Below are 23816 nucleotides of genomic sequence, written 5' to 3'. Positions count from 1 at the left end.
CCAAATTTTTGCCCTTTTTGTTATATACAATGCAAATTATGGAGTTTGTCGTTAATTTTTGTACCATTGCAATTTCCTGTGCACAGCACCTCGTTGCTGATTTTAAGCTCTTTCGTAACCATTGCAACAACTGCTTTCGTAACCATTGCAACAACTGTTTGTGTTAAAAAGAGCTTTCCTTTGCAGTCAGATTAAGTCAAATATAACAATGCACAAAATGATTTTTGTAAATAAATTGGTAACATCATTCATCTAACTTGCGTTAAAGACTGCAAACAAGAGGAACTTTGATAAGAAACTTCAAAGTAAATGAGGAAGTAGGACATAACACGTGTACATTAACTGCCCCCAAATTGCGCATTGCTGCAAGAAGGTAGCAATTGCTTTTATCGTTTTAGCCCTTTCTTATCATTGCGCATCAGCAACTCCAAAGGAAGCTTATCCCGATAAGTATGCTGCTATCGTTATCGATGCAAATACAGGAAAAACATTATTTCAAGAAAATTCAAAGCTAAAACGATATCCTGCTTCTTTAACAAAAATAATGACGTTGTATCTCCTTTTTGAAGCCATGCGTATGCGTCGTGTGACACCAAATACACCAATTCCCATTTCATATTACGCAGCAACACGTCCACCAACAAAAATAGGACTTAAAGCAGGACAAACAATTTCTGCGGAAGCAGCTGCGAAAGCGCTAATTACAAAATCGGCAAATGATGTTGCTGTTGCTGTTGCCGAATATCTCGGTGGTAATGAAAGAAAATTTTCTCATATAATGACGGAAAAAGCGCGTAAACTTGGTATGCTAAATACTCGCTTTGCAAATGCTTCAGGCCTTCCAGATATACGCAATTATTCTACAGCACAAGATATGGCTACTTTATCATTGGCTCTACGCAAACATTTTCCTCAACAGTATAAGTTATTTAGAATAAAGAGTTTTACTTTTCGCGGACAAACAATTAACAGCCATAACAAATTAATCAAAACGATGAAGGGTGTCGACGGAATTAAAACAGGTTACACACAAATGTCTGGTTCCAATCTAGCCACATCGATGAATCTTGAGGGACGTTCTATCGTTGCTGTCGTTATGGGAGCTAAATCTTCTACTGCGCGCGATAACCACATGGCCAACCTATTAAATCAATATTTACCGAAGGCAAGACGAATGGATAATGAACGTTTAATGGCCTCTTCTAACTATGATTTACCTACTGGTGCAAATACCCCTATACCAACTGTTAAAGCTGACTTAACTAATCTTGGTGATAAAATTTCTACAATTTTAACGTCAATTGCAAAACAACCTCAAGATTATAGCATAGTGGCTTCTATAAAACAGCCAATTGTACCAATTCCCAATCCCCCAAAAATCATACCCGTTAAAATTGATAGAATTGTTGCTGCTTCTGTATCAACAAATTCTGGGTGGGCTATTCAGATCGGCTCTCTTTCTGATAAAAAACAAGCAAAAAATCTGCTTTTGAAAGTGAAAAATACTGCCTACTCGGCTTTGAAAAATTCGTCTTCACATATGCAATTATTTGAAAAAGGTGGACGCCACTATTACCGTGCTCGCTTCACAGGATTCCAATCAAAAAAAGCTGCGTCTCACGCTTGTTCTGTTTTAAAGAAAGCAAATTTTAACTGCTATGCTGTAGCCTACTGAAAATTTTAAAATTCCGCGTTGAGGATAATACCATGACCCATAATGCTATTACTTCATTTCCTATAAAAACCCAATTGTTTAAGCCATCATCTTTCCTTTCATTGCGGTCTCTCCACGATGCTGCTGCGAAGCTTTCTGGTTTAAAGAACACTCCTGCAGTGCTAAATACGCAATCTCTTGTCAATCTTTTTTCTTGTCAAATAATTCGTAATCGCCGTATGATCATGCCTCCAGTTCGCATTCATTTACGCGTTTCAAGCCAAACTGGCAGTGTCCCTATTAAAATTCGCCTAGGCGCAACAAATATTTGATGTGATAAATAGATCCTAAAAACGTTATTGTAAATGAGGGGATTTGCGCACCGTGCATAATCTTTGATATAATGCAGAGAACACTCCATTAGCCCTCATAATAAAAAAGAAGAGGCTCTGGCCAAAATTAAAACGCGGAAAAACTTCACCCTATCGCAAAAAACTATCAAAAACCATTTCCAAAATTTGTATCTTTTTAGAATAACCTTTGAATGCAACCGGATAGCCATCTGATCGATAAAAATCTAGCTTATTTGATTGAATATCCTACCTTTAAAAATTAACAAAATATTGCGTTAACTGCAAGGCCAGCTTTGCTTGTCTCCTTGTAACGTTCATTCATATCATGCCCTGTCTGGCGCATCGTCTCTATACAAGCATCAAGAGAAACAAAATGCCTTCCATTGCCATGTAATGCAAGAGAAGAAGCTGTAACTGCCTTGACGGCACCCATTGCATTACGCTCAATGCAAGGCACCTGAACAAGACCTGCAACCGGATCACATGTCATTCCCAAATGATGCTCAAGAGCAATCTCTGCAGCATTTTCAATTTGAAACGGTGTCCCACCTAATGCTGCTGTCAACCCAGCTGCAGCCATTGAAGATGCAACTCCAACTTCACCCTGACACCCAACATCAGCACCAGAAATAGAAGCATTATGTTTGATGACACCACCAATAGCTGCTGCCGTCAATAAAAAATTATGTATTCCTTCTCTATCAGAACCATCACTAAATTGAAGATAATAACGCAAAACCGCTGGTATCACACCAGCTGCACCATTTGTTGGTGCAGTTACAACACGACTACCTGCTGCATTTTCTTCACTCACTGCTATAGCATACGTAGAAAGTATATCATTTGCTAAAAGTGGATTGTTATGATTTTTTTTTCGATTTTCCAAAAGCTTATCGTACAATTTTTTTGCACGCCTTAGAACACGTAATCCGCCAAGCAACTCACCTTCCTGTGAAAGCCCTCTATCAATGCAGTTTGTCATAGCTGAAAAAATTTCATCAAGTTTCTCTTCAAGAGAAGAACGATTCATCCTTGTCTCTTCATTTAAGCGTTTCATTTCAGCAATTGAAAGTCCTGATTCTTGTGCCATTTTTAACATTTTACTAGCAGAATCAAAAGGATAAGGTACTTTAGATGATTCTGGTTGTGAATTCTCATTTAGATTGTTTAACTCATCTTCGGTTACAACAAAGCCACCACCAATGGAATAATAAATCTTCCGCAAAAGAACATTTCCATCATCATCAAGCCCTTCAAACGCAAGTCCATTGCTATGCCCAGGTAAAACTTTTTTTCGTTCAAAAATAAGATCACTATAAAAATCAAACCGATAAGCAGGATGGCCTATTGGTTGCACTTTTTTTTCACGTTCAACCTTTTCTAATAGTACCCCCATGCAGTTAGGATCAACAGTAGATGCCTCTTGTCCCAAAAGCCCTAAGACAATAGCTCTGTCTGTAGCATGGCCAACCCCAGTGTAAGCCAATGAACCATAAAGATAAGCACGTATATGAGAAATATTAGCATGAGAAGATAAAGAAAAATCTCGCGCAACAATCTCGTGCAAGAACATATTAGCAGCAGTCATTGGCCCCATTGTATGAGAACTAGAAGGACCAATACCAATTTTAAAAAGATCAAAAACAGACAAAAACACCAATCACCTCAAAACTAAGTACAAATCCAAAGTATAGGTCTTTTTACCGTGTTTGTCTTATTTAAAATTAAATTGTGAGATAAGCTAAAAAAATAGCAGCAACGAATATAAATGTCGCCCGTCTTGCTACCACCCAGCACTCTCTCTTTACAATGCTTTCCATGAAAAACCTTTGAAAAATTAACTCTTTTCAAATAATTATTTTTTAATGCACCAAGCGTAATCAAATAAACATTGATATACAACACTAAAATTAGGTAAGAACTCAGAAATTTATACTAAAATATTTTTTATCATACCTAAAAACCTTATAATTAATTTCATAACAATATTCTATAGGCGTGATTAATTATGAACGTGATTTAACAAAGTGCACAAAGTTTTCTATTGATTCTCGCTCAGTATCAAAATTGTTTTCTGGTGCATTCGTATCACGATATCCAAGTGCCATACCGCAGATAATATTCCGATCGGAAGGTATTGATAAAAGTGTGCGAATTTGCTTATGATAATCAGCGAAGGCTGCTTGGGGACAAGTATCTAAGCCAAACCCGCGCGCTGCCAACATAATGGTCTGCATAAATATACCCATATCAAGCCAACTGCCCATTTCCATGTCTTGATCCATTGTGAATAAAAGTCCAACAGGTGCACCAAAAAATGAAAAATTTCTTGCCTTCTGGTAAAGTATCTTTTCATGCTCTCCCTTCTGAATCCCAAGACTCTTATAAAGATCCAAACCAACTTTTCGACGCCGAGAGAGATAAGGCTCGCGCCATTGACGTGGATAATAATGATATCCACGCTCCCCTTTTACACCTGATAATACAAGCCGCGAAAGTTCTTGCCCTACCTGCTGTAAAACTTTTCCTGTTAATACAATCACCTGCCAAGGCTGTAAATTTGTACCAGATGGTGCACGTGCTGCAAACTTTAAAATCTCTTTGATTATTTTTTGTTCAACCTGTCGGTTCGTAAAAGATCGAATTGACCTCCGTGACAGAATAGATTGAAAAACATCAATAGAAAAATCTGTCATCGCTTTTACTTTCTTTTTGCAAAAAACTAAATCCAAATATATTATTTACCTAATCTAAAAAACATGCTGCTAAGATAGCCTTACACCACTCCTCATCCTATTTAATTATGTAATAAGTTTGCTATTAATTTTACTACTTATGAAGACTCACACAGTCTATTTTTTTATAGAAAAGAGATGATTGAGAAAATAAATCAATGAAGTGAAGCTTAAAATTAGAAATCATACCTTTTGCAAAAACAAAGATATTGTAAGTACAGCAAGTTATGAAATAACTCAAATATGATAATTGCTTCATTGCCTTCTACAGTAACGCTCTCTTAAAACATACCATTTGTATATTATAAGAATTTTGAAACGCCCAAATTATAATTTGGACGCTTCTTTAAAAGCACACTAATTACTCAGCAACTGCATCAGTCATCATATTTGTTAACATGGCCTTAGCTGCCTCATTATTGCTAGACTTGCGTTTTTCATCTACAATCAAATCATCACGAACTGCAGCAATACGGCGAATTTGAGCAATCGTACCACCTGTACCCACAGGGATAAGGCGACCGACAATAACATTCTCCTTAAGCCCCTGCAGAGTATCGATTTTTCCAGAAACCGCCGCTTCAGTAAGAACCCTTGTTGTCTCCTGAAATGATGCAGCAGAAATAAAAGATGGAGTTTGAAGAGACGCCTTTGTAATTCCAAGAAGGATAGGATCACCAGAAGCTGGTTTTTTTCCTTCCGCAATCAAATTATCATTAACTTCATCCAACTCAATACGATCAACATGATCACCTGGAATATAGCCAGAATCTCCAGACTCAGTAATTTCAACCTTTTGCAACATCTGACGAACAATCACTTCAATATGCTTATCGTTAATTACCACACCCTGCAGGCGATAAACTTCTTGTATCTCATTAACAAGGTAAGATGCCAAAGCCTCAACACCCTTAATTGCCAAAATATCATGAGGTGCTGGATTACCATCAAGAATGTAATCCCCTTTTTCAATTTGATCACCTTCTTGAAAATGAAACAACTTACCCTTTGGAATTAAATATTCTACTGGTTCAAGAGTCTCATCGTTTGGCTCAATGATAATACGACGCTTATTTTTATAACCACGACCAAACCTAATTGTACCACTAACCTCTGCGATGATAGCATGATCCTTTGGACGCCGTGCTTCAAAAAGCTCTGCAACACGTGGCAAACCACCTGTAATATCTTTTGTTTTAGCACTTTCCATTGGTAAGCGTGCAACAACATCACCAGCCTTAACATGAGAACCAGGCTCGACAGAGAGAATAGTTTCTGCCGACATCATATAACGAGCTTCTCCCCCCTTATACAACTTGGCTATGGTCTCGCCTTTTTTATCTTCGTGAATGATAATTGCTGGTTTTAACTCGGCACCGCGCGGATTAGCACGCCAATCAATCACCAAACGCTTTGTAATACCCGTAGATTCATCAGCTGTTTCAGTAACTGATAAACCATCAATCATATCCTCAAATCCCACATAGCCATCAACTTCAGTTAAAATCGGACGCGTATAAGGATCCCACTCAGCTATACGCTGACCACATCTAACTACATCACCATCATCAACGAAAATATGAGCACCATAGCTAACACGATGTACAACACGCTCTTTTCCAGTTTCATCTTTGATGATAATAGCAACATTGCGCCCCATCACAACTAAATGACCTTCAGAATTGCGAACAACATTGCGATTACGAATCTCTACCATACCTTCATAAGATGCTTCCAAATAAGATGAATCAACAACCTGCGCTGTTCCACCCAAGTGGAAAGTTCGCATGGTAAGCTGAGTTCCTGGCTCACCAATTGACTGAGCAGCGATAACACCAACGGCTTCACCTTGATTAACTGGTGTTCCACGCGCTAAATCACGACCATAGCACTTTGCACAAACACCAAGACGCGTCTCACAAGTCAAAGCAGAACGAATTTGAACAGACTGAATTCCAGCCTCTTCAATCCTAGCAACATCAGCTTCTTCAATCATTGCACCACCTTCGAGAATAACTTCCCCGGAAACTGGATGCAAAATATCAACAAGCGCTGTGCGACCAAGAATCCTCTGACCAAGAGAAGCAACAATTTGTCCTGCATCAACAATTGACTGCATAGTCAGCCCCTTTGCAGTCCCACAATCAACGGCCGAAATGATTGCATCTTGTGCAACATCCACAAGACGTCGCGTTAGATAACCAGAATTTGCGGTTTTTAATGCAGTATCAGCAAGCCCTTTACGCGCTCCATGGGTAGAATTAAAGTACTCGTTAACAGTTAAACCTTCTTTAAAGTTTGAAATAATTGGAGTTTCAATAATTTCACCTGATGGTTTTGCCATTAACCCACGCATACCAGCCAATTGCTTCATCTGATTAGCAGAACCACGCGCACCAGAATGCGACATCATGTAAATTGAATTCATCTGCCGCTGACGACCCGTCTTAGGGTCAAATTCAACAGCCTGAATACGCTTCATCATTTCATCTGCAACACGATCAGTACATTTACCCCAAGCATCTACGACCTTATTATATTTTTCACCCTGAGTAATTAAACCATCATTGTACTGCTGCTCATACTCCTTAGCTAACGCTTCAGTCTCAGCAACCAAACGCGACTTGCTATCAGGGATAACCATGTCATCTTTACCAAATGAAATCCCAGCACGACAAGCATGAGAAAAACCAAGCTGCATAATACGATCACAAAAAATAACTGTCTCTTTTTGTCCACAATGCCGGTAAACTTGATCAATCATTTTAGAAATGTTCTTTTTAGTCATCTCTTGATTAACAAGATCAAATGAGATGTTTGGATTTTTTGGTAAAAGCTCACCAATAATCAAACGTCCCGGTGTTGTATCATAAATCTTAGAAACCTCTTTCCCATCCTTCCCAATATTTTTGAACCGGCCTTTAATTTTTGTGTGAAGAGTTATAACCTTGTTTTCCAAAGCATGATGTAATTCACCTATATCAGCGAAAGCCATCCCCTCACCTGGCTCTTTTTCGGAAACAATAGAAAGATAGTAAAGCCCAAGAACCATATCCTGTGATGGAACGATAATTGGTGCACCATTGGCTGGATGAAGAATATTATTGGTTGACATCATCAAAACACGCGCTTCAAGCTGTGCCTCAAGAGAAAGCGGAACATGAACCGCCATCTGATCACCATCAAAATCTGCGTTAAAAGCAGTACATACCAATGGATGAAGCTGTATAGCTTTCCCTTCAATCAAGATAGGCTCAAAAGCCTGAATTCCAAGACGGTGTAGCGTTGGTGCGCGATTCAGCAAAACAGGATGCTCACGAATGACCTCATCCAATATATCCCAAACTTCTGGATGTTCCTTCTCGACAAGCTTTTTTGCTTGTTTCACAGTTGACGAATAACCCTTTGCATCAAGCCGTGCGTAAATGAACGGTTTAAATAATTCAAGAGCCATTTTTTTTGGAAGACCACACTGATGTAGCTTTAACTCAGGCCCAGTCACGATAACAGAGCGCCCCGAATAATCAACACGCTTTCCAAGCAAATTTTGACGAAACCGTCCCTGCTTACCTTTTAACATATCCGAAAGCGATTTTAGTGGACGTTTATTTGCTCCAGTAATCACACGCCCACGACGACCATTATCGAATAACGCATCAACAGCCTCTTGTACCATACGCTTTTCATTACGCACGATAATTCCTGGAGCGCGTAATTCAATTAGCCGCTTTAAACGATTATTACGGTTTATAACACGTCGATAAAGATCATTTAAATCTGACGTTGCGAAACGTCCTCCATCGAGCGGAACCAATGGACGCAAATCCGGCGGAATGACTGGAATTATCTTCATAATCATCCACTCTGGTTTATTGCCAGATTCAAGAAAATTTTCGACAATCTTGAGTCGTTTAATAAGCTTTTTTTGTTTTAACTCTGAAGTAGTTTCAGCCAATTCAGCACGCAAATCATTTGCAATTTTTTCCAATTCTAAGCTAGCCAAAAGCTCATAAATAGCCTCTGCACCAATCATAGCCGTAAACTGATCTTCCCCAAATTCATCAACAGCGAGCATATACTCTTCTTCAGAAAGAAGCTGATGTTGCTTAAGAGATGTCAATCCTGGTTCTGTTACAATATAATTCTCAAAATAGAGAACTCGTTCAATGTCCTTTAAAGTCAAATCCAAAAGGGTGGAAATGCGACCTGGTAGCGATTTCAAGAACCAAATATGAGCAACCGGCGCGGCAAGCTCAATGTGCCCCATACGCTCACGACGTACGCGTGAAAGAGTAACCTCCACACCACATTTTTCACAAATAATACCTTTGTATTTCATACGCTTATACTTACCGCATAAACATTCATAATCTTTAATAGGACCAAATATACGTGCACAAAAAAGACCGTCACGCTCTGGCTTAAAAGTTCGATAGTTAATGGTCTCAGGCTTTTTGATTTCACCATACGACCAAGACAAAATCTTCTCAGGACTTGCAATTGAAATCCGGATAGAGTCAAATGTCTGCGCTGGCGCTTGAGGATTGAAAAGATTCATGACCTCGTGGTTCATGCTGTTCTCCTTCAAAGATTCTTAAAACCTGTTTCTGCTTTTCTAACTGTCTATGCTATCTTAGTATTTTTTATTTAGCTTCACAGAACATTAGAGCACATCATTCTCAGGGTGCTCCCTATATTATTGTTCAGCTGTATCAGATAATGCTCGTCGCGCAATAAGCTCACGCGCATCATCAAGTTCTACGTTAAGGGCAAGTGACCGCATTTCCTTCACTAACACATTAAAGCTTTCGGGTATACCCGCCTCAAATGTATCGTCACCACGCACAATCGCCTCATAAACTTTTGTTCGACCAGCAACATCATCCGATTTCACCGTCAGCATCTCCTGCAAAGTATATGCAGCACCGTAAGCTTCAAGCGCCCAAACTTCCATTTCACCAAAACGCTGACCACCAAATTGCGCTTTACCGCCCAATGGTTGCTGCGTAACAAGTGAATAAGGACCAATTGAACGAGCATGAATCTTATCATCAACGAGGTGATGTAATTTAAGCATGTAAATGTAACCAACCGTCACTGGACGATCAAAAGGCTCCCCAGTACGACCATCATAAAGAGTAACCTGACCTGAACTATCTAAACCTGCATCTTCTAACATCATGTTAATATCTGCTTCATGCGCCCCATCAAAAATAGGTGTAGCAATCGAAACACCTTTCCTTAACTGCAAAGCCAATTTATAAAGACTTTCATTGTCATATTGACGCACTGGCTCATTACGACCATTGTCAGGAATAAAGTTCTCAATCCGCTGACGCAAAGGAAGTATATCCCCCGTCTCTTGATAAAAATTAACTAAATCACTAATTTTTTTTCCCATACCAGCACATGCCCAACCAAGGTGGGTCTCAAGAATTTGACCAACATTCATACGACTAGGCACACCAAGCGGATTCAAAACGATATCTGCATGAGTTCCATCTTCTAGAAATGGCATATCTTCTACCGGAAGGATCCGTGACACAACACCCTTATTACCATGACGCCCTGCCATTTTATCACCTGGTTGGATTTTACGCTTCACAGCAACAAAAACCTTTACCATTTTCATGACACCAGGAGGCATTTCATCGCCTCTCTGGACTTTCTCAACTTTATCCATAAAGCGACGTTGCAATGCTTCTTTTGACTCATCATACTGCTTGCGCAAAGTTTCAATTTCATTCTGAAGCTGTTCATCCTCAACAGCAAATTGCCACCACTGTGAGCGCGGATAATGCCCCATAACCACACTATCAAGTTTTTTCCCTTTGGAAAATCCTTTTGGGCCGCTTATAGCAAACTTGTCTGCCAACATATCAGCAAGTCGCGCATAAACGCTACGATCAAGTATCGATTGCTCATCATCACGGTCTTTAGCTAAACGTTCAATTTCCTCACGTTCAATTGCCATAGCACGTTCATCCTTTTCCACACCATGGCGATTAAAAACACGAACTTCAACAACAGTTCCAAAAGTCCCCGGCGGCATCCTCATAGAAGTATCACGAACATCCGAGGCTTTTTCTCCAAAAATCGCACGTAAAAGCTTTTCCTCTGGTGTCATAGGACTTTCACCTTTTGGTGTGATTTTACCAACCAAAATATCCCCAGGCTGAACGTCTGCACCAATATAAATAATACCAGCCTCATCCAAATTTCTTAACGCTTCTTCTGCAACGTTAGGAATATCACGAGTAATCTCTTCTGGCCCAAGTTTTGTATCACGAGCAGCAACTTCAAATTCTTCAATATGAATTGAGGTAAAAACATCATCAGCAACAATGCGCTCAGAAAGCAAAATAGAATCTTCGTAGTTGTAACCATTCCAAGGCATAAACGCTACAAGAACATTTCTCCCAAGAGCCAAATCACCGAGATCTGTAGATGGACCATCCGCGATAATATCACCCTTCTCGATACGATCACCAACGTGTACAAGAGGACGTTGATTAATACATGTAGACTGATTAGAACGCTGAAATTTTTGTAAACGATAGATATCAACACCAGATTTTGAAGGATCCAAATCTTCTGTTGCACGAATTACGATACGTGTTGCATCAACTTGATCAACAATACCACTTCGCTTTGCACTGATGGCTGCCCCAGAATCACGAGCAACTACTGACTCCATTCCTGTACCAACAAATGGCGCTTCAGCGCGAACAAGAGGAACAGCTTGACGTTGCATATTCGACCCCATCAAAGCACGATTCGCATCATCATTCTCCAAAAATGGAATCAGAGCAGCAGCTACAGAAACCAGCTGCTTTGGCGAAACATCCATCAAATCAACGTGATCCCGTGACGCCATCAAAACCTCACCCGCGTGACGGCAAACAATAAACTCCTCTGTAAAACGCCCTTCAGAATCTAATGAAGAATTAGCCTGTGCTACATAATGCTTAGATTCCTCCATCGCAGAAAGATAAACAACCTCTGTCGTTACCTTACCATCGATAATTTTACGATATGGACTTTCAATAAAACCATACTTATTAACTCGCGCGAATGTCGCTAAAGAATTAATCAAACCAATATTAGGACCTTCTGGCGTTTCAATTGGACAAATACGACCGTAGTGCGTAGGATGTACATCACGAACTTCAAACCCTGCCCGCTCACGTGTTAAACCACCCGGACCAAGAGCGGAAAGACGGCGCTTATGAGTAATTTCCGATAACGGATTAGTTTGATCCATAAACTGGGATAACTGCGAAGATCCAAAGAATTCACGAACAGCCGCCGCCGCTGGCTTAGCATTAATCAAATCTTGCGGCATTACCGTATCAATCTCAACAGACGACATACGCTCTTTTATTGCACGCTCCATGCGAAGCAAACCGATACGATATTGATTTTCCATCAGCTCACCAACTGATCGAACACGACGATTACCAAGGTTATCGATATCATCAATTTCACCACGTCCATCGCGTAATTCAACAAGCATCTTAACAACAGCAAGAATATCTTCTTGACGTAAAATACGAATCGTATCTGAACAATCTAGATCCATACGCAAATTCATCTTAACACGCCCAACAGCTGAAAGATCATAACGTTCAGGATCAAAAAACAGCGAATGAAACATCGCTTCTGCTGTATCCATTGTTGGCGGCTCACCTGGACGCATCACTCGGTAAATATCGAACAACGCATCCTGTCGACTTTCATTTTTATCTACCTTCAAAGTATTACGGATATATGCGCCAACATTCATATGATCAATGTCAAGAATATTAATTTTATCAGCATTAACATCAGATAAAATCTTCAATGTCTTTTCATCAATTTCATCACCAGCCTCAAGATAAATTTCACCTGTTTGATAATTAACTATATCTTCTGCTAGGTAAGACCCCAGCAAATCATCTTCACTAACTTTAACTGCCTTTAAACCTTTTTCCGCCAAAGATTTTGCAGCACGAACCGTTAATTTCTTACCTGCCTCAGCAACTACTTCACCATTATCCGCATCAACAAGGTCAGAAACAAGTTTTATTCCCTTAAAGCGATCAACAGAATAAGGAACACGCCACCCATCTCCATCCCGCTCATAAGAAATCTTATTATAAAAAGTAGACAAAATTTCTGATGCATCCATACCTAATGCCATCAAAAGACTTGTAACCGGAATCTTGCGTCGCCGATCAATACGAGCATAAATGATATCCTTAGCGTCAAACTCAATATCAAGCCAAGAACCGCGATATGGAATAACCCGAGCAGCAAAAAGAAATTTTCCTGATGAATGTGACTTTCCTTTGTCGTGATCGAAGAATACACCTGGAGAACGATGCATCTGCGAAACGATAACGCGCTCAGTACCATTAATGATAAAAGTACCATTTGTTGTCATTAAAGGCATATCGCCCATATAAACGCCCTGCTCTTTAATGTCTTTAATATCTTTTGAGCCAGTATCCTCATCAACATCAAATACAATTAAACGCAATATTACTTTTAACGGAGCAGCATAAGTCAAATCACGCTGTCTACATTCCTCAACATCAAATTTTGGCAAATCAAATTCATAACCGACAAACTCAAGCATAGCTGTACCGGAAAAATCTGAAATAGGAAACACTGACTTAAAAACAGCCTGCAAGCCTTCATCTGGACGCCCATCTTTTGGCTCCTGAATCATAAGAAATTGATCATACGAAGCCTTCTGAACCTCAATAAGATTTGGCATCTCTGCTACTTCAGGAATTTTCCCAAAAAACTTACGAACACGCTTACGACCATTGAATTGAGACGTCATCGCTAGGGTTTGAGCCATCATCACTCCTCGATTTCTACTCTTCAAGGCAAACCAAACCTTGAAAGCTTTGCGTCATTAACCTGCACACGCAGACCACTTCACTTGATACCCAATAGTGAGCATCACTGCCCCCCCCGGCTAACACCTTTCATTCATTCACTTAGCTCTACAACGAGAGGACATAAGATATAAACCAGACTCCATACAAATCACCAAATTGTTTTGGGAAAGGCTTCCTTCCATATCTTCCTTATTATAAAAAAAAGAATTCGGCGAACATCAAGCTCGCCGATCAAATAAAACCTACTTAAGCTCAACTTTAGCACCAGCAGCCTCAAGCTGAGACTTAATTTTTTCAGCCTCGTCCTTAGAGGCACCCTCTTTAATAGGCTTAGGCGCACCTTCAACCAAATCTTTAGCCTCTTTAAGGCCAAGACCCGTAAGAGCACGAACTTCCTTAATAACATTAATTTTCTGCACGCCACCATCAACAAGAACAACATCAAACTCTGTCTTTTCTTCAACGACTGGAGCAGCAGCACCAGCAACAGCAGCAACAGCAACAGGAGCCGCAGCTGAAACTCCCCATTTTTCTTCAAGTAATTTGGAAAGCTCTGCAGCTTCCAAAAGAGTCAAATTAGAAAGCTCTTCCACGATCTTCGTTAGATCAGCCATTTTAAAATTCCTTCAATTAAAAAATTTGAACCATTATTTTAGAACTTATTCAAAAAAACAAAAAAGCACGAAAACTTTCCTGTTAACATGAATATAAAAACAGTCTTAAGCAGCCTTGCCCTCTTGCGCATACGCACCAATAACACGAGCAACCTGACTAGCAGGTGCACCAACAACTTGCGTGATACGAGTTGCAGGAGTAGAAATCATACCCACAAGTTTTGCGCGCAACTCATTCAATGAAGGCAATGAAGCTAAAGATTTCACAGCCTCCACACTCAATCTCGCCGCACCCATTGAACCACCAAGAATGACAAATTTGTCATTTGTTTTCGCAAATTCAACAGAAATTTTCGGCGCAATAATTGGATCTTCCGAATAAGCAATAAGAGTCTGACCAACAAATAAATCCGTCATAGACTCAGATTCTGTACCCTGAAGAGCAATTCTAGCAAGACGATTCTTAGCAACCTTAACAGCACCACCAGCTTCACCAATTTTTGAACGAAGATCATTCATTTGTGAAACTGTCAAACCAGAATAATGTGCAACAATGACAGAACCAGACTTTTGAAAAATCTTATTAAGCCATGTAACAAACTCGCGTTTCTCCGCTCTATCCACTGTTTTTCTCCATTTAACAAGTTTGTTAAAAACAGACTTGTTGGTTACCCTTAGCAACACAAAGTTACTCTATGCTACCGACGAGGATCCTGCCCCCTTTTCTTCACGCACAGCGATCAAAGGCAACCTTGGCTCAAACCCTTTAAGTCTTTCAACTTTACAGTTTTTACCCCAGTCTCATGTAGGCTTTTGTTTAATTAAGATACTCAATGCATCACCTACAATCTCGGACAGGACATTCCAGAATTCCCTCTGGAATAACCTAAGCTCAACAGAGCTTAGATGACTATATATCTAAAAACAGACACCTTAAATACAATCTCGATGTTACGCATCCCAAAATAAAATAAAATTTATCAACACCTATTCCGAACGAACAGTAACAGGATCAACCTTTACACCAACACCCATTGTTGAAGAAACCGCAACACGCTTGATATACTCCCCCTTCGCACCCTGCGGCTTAGCCTTAATAACCGCTTGAACAAAAGCTTTAATATTTTCTACGATTCTCTCAACTCCAAAAGATGCCTTACCAATACCAGCATGCACAATACCAGCCTTCTCAACGCGAAATTCAACAGCACCACCTTTAGAAGCTTTTACAGCACCAGCAACATCAAGAGTTACAGTACCAACTTTTGGATTTGGCATCAAACTCCGTGGGCCCAGAATCTTTCCAAGACGACCAACAAGAGGCATCATATCCGGAGTCGCAATGCAGCGATCAAAATTAATTACACCACCATTGATAGATTCAAACAAATCTTCATCCCCAACAATATCTGCACCGGCAGCCTTAGCTTCCTCAGCCTTATCCCCACGAGCAAAAACAGCAACACGGATATTCCGCCCCGTTCCATTAGGTAAATTCACAACACCCCGAACCATTTGGTCTGCATGACGAGGATCAACACCCAAGTTTATTGAAATTTCAATCGTCTCATCAAACTTAGCAACAGCACGATCTTTAACCATAGAAACCGCATCGGTTAAAGCATAAAATCTATTAAAATCAATATCTTTGCGGATATTTTTTATTCTTTTTGCTATTTTTCTCATAACACTAGCCTACCACTTCCAAACCCATAGAGCGAGCAGATCCCTCAATCATACGCATCGCTGATTCAACATCATTTGCATTCAAATCTTTCATTTTCATCTCTGCAATTGAATGAATCTTGTCACGAGAAATGCTCCCCACGAAAACCTTACCAGGCTCTTTCGAGCCAGATTTCAAATTTGCCTCTTTTTTTAAAAAAAATGATACAGGAGGCGTCTTCAAAGAAAACGTGAAAGATTTATCCTGATAATAAGTGATAATAACCGGAATCGGCACACCTTTTTCCGTTTCTTGTGTAGCCGCATTAAACGCTTTACAAAATTCCATAATATTAATCCCACGCTGACCAAGAGCAGGACCAATTGGTGGAGACGGAGTAGCTGCCCCTGCAGGAACTTGCAATTTTAGCTGACCTATACTTTTTTTTGCCATAATAATCTGCCTTCAATTAAACTGGTAAGCTGACAATTCACTTCATCAACCCAATTGCAGTCGGGTGGTTTAGGCTCATAAAGGCCGACAAAAGCCACAAATCACCTCCCACCAATTACTTAAAGTAATCCAAACACACTAAATTCAATCAGAGTTTCTCAACTTGACTGAATTCTAAATCAACAGGCGTAGGACGCCCAAAAATCAACACCTCAACCTTAAGACGAGAACGCTCTTCCTCAACCTCTTGCACAATACCATTAAATGAAACAAAAGGCCCATCAGCGACGCGAACCTGTTCACCAACTTCAAACAAGACAGAAGACTTTGGAGATTCAACACCTTCTTGAACCTGCTTAAGAATTTGTTCAACCTCTTGCTCAGAAATAGGAACAGGACGCGAATCCGAACCTAAAAAACCCGTTACCTTAGGAGTATTCTTAATAAGGTGATAAACTTCATCCGTCAATTCAGCACAGACAAGAATATAACCAGGAAAAAACTTACGCTCAGCGTCAACCTTACGACCACGACGAACCTCAACAACACGCTCAGTTGGAACAAGAACCTTCTCAAACAAGTGATCAAGCCCCTTTTGCTTCGCTTCCTTGCCAATAGCTTCCACTACTTTCTTCTCAAAATTCGAATACGCTTGAACAATATACCAACGAGCAGCCACAATCACACTTCCCTATACTATCAGCCAAAAAGATACTTCAAAAAATCAATACCCTTCCACACACCAAAATGCATAACCTGATCTACAATAAAAAAGAAAATTGAAGCCAAAGCCGTCACAAACAAAACCATGATGGTAGAGATCACAGTCTCACGACGCGTAGGCCATTTTACCTTTGAAGTTTCTACATAAACCTGCTTTAAAAAAGCAACAGGATTGGTTTTAGACGCCATCAATCACACTACATTCTTTCTGATCTTATTGCCACTTTATAACAAAAACAAACACGATTAAAGAGGATCTTTAACTACATACAGTTCCTTCCACTCTCTACTCAATAGCGATTCAAACAAAAAAAAACAAGCCCAATATCAAAAAAAAAGAAGACAGAAAAAAAATACATTAATACCCCCCCCTAAATTATATTTACTTTTTTGCAGGGGCAGCAGGGATCGAACCCGCGACCTGCGGTTTTGGAGACCGCCGCTCTACCAACTGAGCTATACCCCTATAATCTCAAAATAAAAGACCTTTTCCTATTACACAAAACGCCTTCACCAATGATTATTTACTCGATGATCTTAGAAACTATACCAGCACCCACTGTACGCCCACCTTCACGAATAGCAAAACGCAACTTCTCTTCCATTGCGATAGGCACAATCAAAGAAATGTCCATAGCAACATTATCACCAGGCATAACCATCTCTGTACCCTCAGGCAATGTAACAATTCCCGTCACATCTGTAGTACGAAAATAAAACTGTGGACGATAATTCGTAAAAAATGGAGTATGACGACCACCCTCATCCTTGGTCAAAATATAAGCTTCTGCCTTAAATTTAGTATGCGGTGTCACAGAACCAGGTTTTGCCAAAACTTGACCACGCTCAATTCCTTCACGATCAACACCTCGAAGCAACGCACCTATATTATCACCAGCCTGACCTTGATCTAAAAGCTTGCGAAACATCTCAACACCCGTAACTGTTGTCTTAGAAGTTGGGCGAATCCCGATAATCTCAATTTCTTCCCCAACTTTAATCACACCGCGCTCAACACGACCAGTAACAACAGTTCCACGACCAGAAATCGAAAAAACATCCTCAATTGGCATCAAAAACGGCAAATCAACAGGACGATCAGGCGTTGGAATATAATTATCAACCTCACTCATCAAAAGACGAACTGCATCCTCACCAATACTCTTATCTGTATCCTCAAGAGCAGCTAACGCAGAACCCTTGACTATTGGTATATCATCTCCTGGAAAATCATATTTTGACAAAAGTTCCCGAACTTCAAGTTCAACAAGCTCCAAAAGCTCCGCATCATCAACTTGATCAACTTTATTAAGAAAAACAACAATCGCCGGAACACCAACCTGACGAGCCAACAAAATATGCTCACGAGTCTGAGGCATAGGGCCATCAGCTGCAGAAACAACCAAAATGGCTCCATCCATCTGCGCTGCTCCGGTGATCATGTTCTTCACATAATCTGCGTGACCAGGACAATCAACATGCGCATAATGCCGCTTCTCTGTCTCATACTCAACATGAGCTGTAGAAATAGTAATCCCACGCGCACGCTCTTCAGGCGCCGCATCAATTTGGTCATACGCTTTAAATTCACCAAAATATTTCGTAATCGCTGCGGTTAGCGAGGTCTTTCCGTGATCAACATGACCAATCGTACCAATGTTAACATGTGGTTTCGTACGTTCAAATTTGCTCTTTGCCATCGCTGTCAATCTCTTGTTTTATTAGCGCCTGGAAAACAGGTCTGCAAAACCGAATTAAACCGGCCTGATACATCAGTCCGACTATCACAATCATCAAATAGAATTCCGTCTAAGTTATGACGGAAACCACCGTGGACACCCCCCATAATCACTAAAAAATGCCTGGAGCGGGTAGCGGGAATCGAACCCGCATATTCAGCTTGGAAGGCTGCTGCTCTACCATTGAGCTATACCCGCACATCTACAATATTCACCTTCCTTTGAAAATGGTGGAGGGAGTTGGATTCGAACCAACGTAGCATACGCAACGGATTTACAGTCCGCCCCCTTTAACCACTCGGGCACCCCTCCAAATTATAAGGAAAGCCGTGTAATGAGGCATTACCGCAACCAAATTTATTGATTCAATTTAAAATGGCTGCGGGGCGGTTATGGCGATTAGTATCGGATCTGTCAACAAAATAAATACAATTCTATGTAAATTTTCTTTTAATAACCTTAAACTACAGCTTTTTTCTAGCCACTTCTATCATTAACAAGCTATAAAGAATATATGAAGGAAAAAATATCTAAAAATTCTCACTATACCCGTTTACGGCATCGATATCATAATGTCAAAAGCAGTTCTTCTCCATCTGAAATGCACCAAAGACAAAAAATAAGCGATGGAATAATCCGTCTTTACGGTATACACTCAGTTCGTACAGCTTTACAAAATCCTAAAAGAGTTTTTTTGCGTCTCTATGCTACGTCAAATGCTTTAAAACGATTAGGCATATCCGAATCAAATTTTCCCTGTTCTGTCGTATTATGCTCACCAAACCAACTTGATGCGTTCGTTGAAAAAGATGCTGTTCATCAAGGTGTTGTTTTAGAAACGGAACCCCTCAAACCACGCCAATTATCCAGATTAACGGATACTGATCTTGTCATTGTAATAGATCAAATTACTGATCCGCATAACGTTGGTGCTATTATGCGTTCAGCAGTTGCATTTAAAGCTGGAGCACTCATTACAACTTTTCGTAACTCCCCAAGAGAAAGTGGTGTTCTAGCCAAAGCAGCTTCTGGAGCTTTGGAATTAATAAATTATATCACTGTACGAAATCTCTCCGAAGCACTCTGCGAACTCCATGAAGCAGGCTTTATTAGCTTCGGCCTAGATTCAGAAGGAAACGTCCCATTAGAAACTGCATTAACAGGAGAAAAAATTGCCCTTGTTCTAGGAGCAGAAGGTAAAGGTCTACGCAAGAAAACACGCGAAACTGTCCACGCATTAACACGTCTTAATGTCCCAGGAAATATTAAATCATTAAATGTCTCAAACGCAGCAACGATAGCGCTTTATGCTGCTGATAAATATCTTAGGCCGTAATATTCCATTTATTCTGTATAAAATCGAAAAAATCAACCAACAAAAATCTTGAAAAAACCACCAATATTGGCTTCCCAAGCTATCGGAATATTGCTTCCATCGAATAAATGACTAAAAGTACCAACAGTAAAATTAACAATAAACCATACGCTTATGTAAATGAGTACAATCTTCGAAAAAAATATTTTTTTGATAGATTTCAGAGAACCAAAAAATCTTGCATTTCGTGAACTAGTATTAAAATAAATAGGAAAAAAACCATATCGAGCCACAGCGCCCATCATTCCTAAAACTACGCCTGATGCTCCAACAAGAGAAACCATACTATCCTGATGAAATATAAAATAAGTTAAGGACGAAACAAGTGCTGCTATTACCCAAAAAAGCAAAAAAATTAAATTGCCAAAATGCCTTGCCAATGGAGATCCAAAAACTAAAAGCCAAGTCATATTAATTGCAACATTCTCAAAACTACCATGCATTAATGAATAACTAATGGTCGTATGACAAAACGATAATGGGGTATCCCTAAAAAACGTTTGCGTAAATAAAAAAAATCAAAATTTTCGATATAAAGCTGATCAGAAAAAAATACTGAGGAATAAAATAAATAAAAAAAACAAAGTGCTATCAAAACAATTACAATAAACGGAACATCCAATAATGGTTCTTTACGCTGTTTTGATGATAATGGGATATTGCCATATTGGTGATCAACATCTCTCATTGCATTGAAGCCTCGTTCTCTAAAATCGATAACTCTTTATGCAAAACGAGTAAATTAATTTTCATAATGAAAAGCTATCAAAGTTAATATTTTTTTTGTGAAAACACTCATATCTCACGTAAAACATTTCAAAATAAATATCGGAAATATCCCTCAATACAATTATCGAAAAAAATAAACCTAAACAAAGAGCCTCAATCATCACAAAGTAAAACCGTCATCCTCTCTATGCTTTTTAATGTATAATCAGGAAATTTTGCGTCCTGTAAACTGGATAATTGGAATCCGCCTGATTTTACTTCAATATATAACTTTTAAAATCAGCGTACATGCCCACTGCGAGAGCTCTTCTTGCAGCCATTTAACCATACATCATAAATAGGATGCTCTACTGCATTCAAACCGGGACTATCTGCAAACATCCACCCCGTAAAAATACGTCGTACCCTTTTATCCAATGTGACCTCATTAACTTCAATAAAACCAGTCGTATTAGCTGATTCATTCTTAGAACTCGTATAGCACACTCGCGGTATCACTTGTAAAACACCATATTGATAAACCTCACCAAGAAAAACCTCAAACTTCGTGGTACGACCAGTAATTTTATCAAGACCAGCAAAAACCGCAATTCCATTGCTAACCCGCTCAGCTTGCACCTTGCCCATTAAGGACAATATCACAACTCCTCCCATGCAATAAACATAAAAAAAACGCTTCAATTCTGATAACAAAGAAGATCTCATAATATTAAATTAATCACACCTAAAATCCTAACTATGATCGATAGCAAAACAAAGGAAAACATCCCCACTCACCAATACCAAACGCGTTTAAGGTGACCATGCATCATAATCTTCATATGAATAATTTTTACCATTGGAAGAGATGGCTCCTTTCGGTCGATAGGCTTTGCTTGTCCCAGTAACATTTCCCACATGAGGTTTTTCCCATTCACGTAACTTGTAATCCTCTTGTGTAGGTGGAACATCATAACGGTGATGAATCCAACCATGCCAACCCGGAGGAATAGTAGAGGCTTCAGAATAACCTTTATAAATCACCCACCGACGCAAATAACCATCTTTATGGCAACCACCTTCATAGTAAACATTTCCAAACTGATCTTCCCCTACGCGCCTACCATTACGCCACGTAAAAAAGCGCGTGTTGATAGTATTACCATTCCACCACGTGAAGACTTGCCTTAAAAAATTAATCATTCTCTATTCCATTTTCTGTACATTTCCTACGGAATAAATCATTAGGATAATGATAGAGCTAAAAAACTTGAAATTATCAAAAATTAAAATCACCGATAAATTTGATTGTAATTCTATTTAGTGAAGACTTTCAATTTGTATACCTTAGCCGACAAAACATCCTATTCGCAACTTCTTCCATTCCACAATATTAATCTACGCCAAGCTTCATCTTAACCAATTTATTAACAGTTTGAGGATTTGCCTTACCACCTGTTGTCTTCATAACTTGTCCAACAAACCAACCGACTAAAGCAGGTTTTTGTTTTGCTTGAACAGCTTTATCAGAATTATTCGCAATAATTTCATTAACTGTTTCTTCGATAGCCCTCACATCGGTCACCTGCTTCATATTGCGCTCTTCAACAACCTGACGAGGATCCCCACCTTCATTCCAAATAATCTCAAAGAGATCTTTAGCAATTTTTCCAGAAATAGTTCCTTCTTTAATAAGATCAATAATACTCCCCAATTTGTTTGGAGTCACGGGGGCCATCTCAATATCAAGATTATCTTTATTTAAAGCACCCAAAAAATCATTAATCACCCAATTTGCAACTGTTTTTCCATCACGCCCACGTGCTACTTCCTCAAAATAATCAGCAATAGCTTTTTCTGTCACAAGAACAGAAGCATCATACACTGTCAATCCCATATCATGAATAAATCGCGCCTTTATATCATCAGGTAATTCAGGCAATTCTGAAGCCAGACTATCCACCAATTTTTGATCAATTTCCAATGGTAAAAGATCAGGATCTGGGAAATAACGATAATCATGCGCCTCTTCCTTAGAGCGCATAGACCTAGTTTCTCCTTTAACGGCATCAAAAAGACGCGTTTCTTGATCTATGCTACCACCATCCTCTAAAATCGCAATTTGACGACGTGCTTCATACTCTATAGCCTGGCCAATGAAACGAATAGAATTAACATTTTTTATCTCACAACGCGTTCCAAAAACTCCACCAGGGCGGCGAACAGATACGTTGATGTCTGCACGCATGGAGCCTTCATCCATGTTACCATCACAAGTCCCTAAATAACGAACAATCGTACGTAATTTTGTCATATAAGCTTTAGCTTCATCTGATGAACGCATATCTGGTTTGGAAACAATTTCCATAAGAGCTACACCAGAACGATTAAGATCTAAAAAGGACATTGTCGGATGCTGATCATGTATCAATTTTCCAGCATCTTGTTCAAGGTGCAGCCTTTCAATACCAACTTCAATATCCTCAAACTGACCACTCGAATCTGGACCGACAGATACTATAACCCTCCCTTCACTAACGATGGGATAGCGAAATTGAGAAATTTGATACCCTTGAGGCAAATCTGGATAAAAATAATTTTTTCGATCAAAAACGGATTTTAGATTAATATTAGCCCTTAATCCCAAACCAGTTCGAATAGCCTGACGAACACATTCCTGATTAATAACAGGCAACATACCGGGCATAGCTGCATCAACAAGTGATACGTTGTCATTTGGCTCAGCACCAAATTTAGCTGAAGCACCTGAAAAAAGCTTTGAATCTGATATTATCTGCGCATGAACCTCCATACCAATAACAACTTCCCAATCACCTGTTAATCCGGAAATAAAACGTTTAGAATCAGGAGTACGCGTATCAATGACTTCCATTACCAATCCACT

Annotated in this window: 19 protein-coding genes and 3 tRNA genes; 3 read left to right on the top strand and 19 right to left on the bottom strand. The window is 39.5% G+C overall.

Features of this window, described 5'->3' with window-relative positions; translation table 11 throughout:
- Positions 1-331: 331 nt before the first annotated feature.
- Entirely contained in the window at positions 332-1675 is a 1344-nt protein-coding gene (locus V4P54_RS01490; protein ID WP_455477389.1) for a D-alanyl-D-alanine carboxypeptidase, read from the top strand.
- Positions 1676-1707: 32 nt separating this feature from the next.
- Positions 1708-1986: a hypothetical protein gene (locus V4P54_RS01485; protein ID WP_455477388.1), complete on the top strand. Its 279-nt coding sequence runs from the start codon at positions 1708-1710 to the stop codon at positions 1984-1986.
- A gap of 280 nt (positions 1987-2266) precedes the next feature.
- On the opposite strand, the gene V4P54_RS01480 is transcribed toward V4P54_RS01485, so the two are convergent.
- From V4P54_RS01480 to V4P54_RS01415, 14 genes are all read right to left on the bottom strand, one after another.
- Positions 2267-3664 (bottom strand): L-serine ammonia-lyase, encoded by a 1398-nt coding sequence (locus V4P54_RS01480; RefSeq protein WP_455477387.1) that lies wholly within the window; start codon positions 3662-3664, stop codon positions 2267-2269.
- 349 nt (positions 3665-4013) lie between these two features.
- A complete protein-coding gene (locus V4P54_RS01475; RefSeq protein ID WP_455477386.1) occupies positions 4014-4703 on the bottom strand; it encodes a nitroreductase in 690 nt (229 codons plus the stop codon).
- 400 nt (positions 4704-5103) lie between these two features.
- Complete coding sequence (gene rpoC, locus V4P54_RS01470; protein ID WP_455477385.1) at positions 5104-9315, bottom strand: DNA-directed RNA polymerase subunit beta'; 4212 nt, start codon at positions 9313-9315, stop codon at positions 5104-5106.
- Positions 9316-9438: 123 nt separating this feature from the next.
- Positions 9439-13590, bottom strand: a complete 4152-nt coding sequence (gene rpoB, locus V4P54_RS01465) for a DNA-directed RNA polymerase subunit beta (protein WP_455477650.1) — start codon at positions 13588-13590, stop codon at positions 9439-9441.
- Between the two features lie 285 nt (positions 13591-13875).
- Complete coding sequence (rplL, locus tag V4P54_RS01460) at positions 13876-14247, bottom strand: 50S ribosomal protein L7/L12 (RefSeq protein ID WP_455477384.1); 372 nt, start codon at positions 14245-14247, stop codon at positions 13876-13878.
- Positions 14248-14352: 105 nt separating this feature from the next.
- On the bottom strand, positions 14353-14871 hold the full coding sequence (gene rplJ / locus V4P54_RS01455) for a 50S ribosomal protein L10 (RefSeq protein ID WP_455477383.1): 519 nt from the start codon (positions 14869-14871) through the stop codon (positions 14353-14355).
- 363 nt (positions 14872-15234) lie between these two features.
- The gene (rplA, locus tag V4P54_RS01450; RefSeq protein WP_455477382.1) at positions 15235-15933 is read right to left on the bottom strand and encodes a 50S ribosomal protein L1; all 699 of its coding nucleotides are present in this window, start codon (positions 15931-15933) and stop codon (positions 15235-15237) included.
- A 4-nt stretch (positions 15934-15937) separates the two neighbouring features.
- On the bottom strand, positions 15938-16366 hold the full coding sequence (gene rplK / locus V4P54_RS01445) for a 50S ribosomal protein L11 (protein ID WP_455477381.1): 429 nt from the start codon (positions 16364-16366) through the stop codon (positions 15938-15940).
- A 148-nt stretch (positions 16367-16514) separates the two neighbouring features.
- Complete coding sequence (nusG, locus tag V4P54_RS01440; protein WP_455477380.1) at positions 16515-17045, bottom strand: transcription termination/antitermination protein NusG; 531 nt, start codon at positions 17043-17045, stop codon at positions 16515-16517.
- Between the two features lie 20 nt (positions 17046-17065).
- Positions 17066-17278 (bottom strand): preprotein translocase subunit SecE, encoded by a 213-nt coding sequence (secE, locus tag V4P54_RS01435; RefSeq protein WP_455477379.1) that lies wholly within the window; start codon positions 17276-17278, stop codon positions 17066-17068.
- Between the two features lie 204 nt (positions 17279-17482).
- Positions 17483-17555: transfer RNA gene (locus V4P54_RS01430), tRNA-Trp, on the bottom strand.
- Between the two features lie 58 nt (positions 17556-17613).
- Complete coding sequence (gene tuf / locus V4P54_RS01425; RefSeq protein ID WP_455476638.1) at positions 17614-18789, bottom strand: elongation factor Tu; 1176 nt, start codon at positions 18787-18789, stop codon at positions 17614-17616.
- Between the two features lie 163 nt (positions 18790-18952).
- Positions 18953-19026, bottom strand: a tRNA-Gly gene (locus tag V4P54_RS01420).
- 30 nt (positions 19027-19056) lie between these two features.
- Positions 19057-19140: transfer RNA gene (locus V4P54_RS01415), tRNA-Tyr, on the bottom strand.
- Positions 19141-19342: 202 nt separating this feature from the next.
- Here V4P54_RS01415 and V4P54_RS01410 point away from each other — a divergent pair.
- Positions 19343-20164, top strand: coding sequence for a TrmH family RNA methyltransferase (locus V4P54_RS01410; protein ID WP_455477378.1), 822 nt, complete (start codon positions 19343-19345; stop codon positions 20162-20164).
- Positions 20165-20196: 32 nt separating this feature from the next.
- Here the strand turns inward: V4P54_RS01410 and V4P54_RS01405 are convergent, their stop codons facing one another.
- From V4P54_RS01405 to gatB, 5 genes are all read right to left on the bottom strand, one after another.
- Complete coding sequence (locus V4P54_RS01405; protein ID WP_455477377.1) at positions 20197-20613, bottom strand: rhomboid family intramembrane serine protease; 417 nt, start codon at positions 20611-20613, stop codon at positions 20197-20199.
- Positions 20614-20645: 32 nt separating this feature from the next.
- Positions 20646-20891, bottom strand: coding sequence for a hypothetical protein (locus tag V4P54_RS01400; RefSeq protein WP_455477376.1), 246 nt, complete (start codon positions 20889-20891; stop codon positions 20646-20648).
- Positions 20892-21211: 320 nt separating this feature from the next.
- Positions 21212-21637, bottom strand: coding sequence for a DUF2155 domain-containing protein (locus V4P54_RS01395; RefSeq protein ID WP_455477375.1), 426 nt, complete (start codon positions 21635-21637; stop codon positions 21212-21214).
- Positions 21638-21724: 87 nt separating this feature from the next.
- Complete coding sequence (locus tag V4P54_RS01390) at positions 21725-22114, bottom strand: NADH:ubiquinone oxidoreductase subunit NDUFA12 (protein ID WP_455477374.1); 390 nt, start codon at positions 22112-22114, stop codon at positions 21725-21727.
- Between the two features lie 190 nt (positions 22115-22304).
- Positions 22305-23804: an Asp-tRNA(Asn)/Glu-tRNA(Gln) amidotransferase subunit GatB gene (gene gatB / locus V4P54_RS01385; protein WP_455477373.1), complete on the bottom strand. Its 1500-nt coding sequence runs from the start codon at positions 23802-23804 to the stop codon at positions 22305-22307.
- Between the last annotated feature and the right edge of the window lie 12 nt (positions 23805-23816).

The organism is Bartonella sp. B41, from assembly GCF_053795765.1.
Note: the sequence above shows the minus strand (reverse complement) of the source record. Positions and strands in the feature narration are given on the sequence as shown.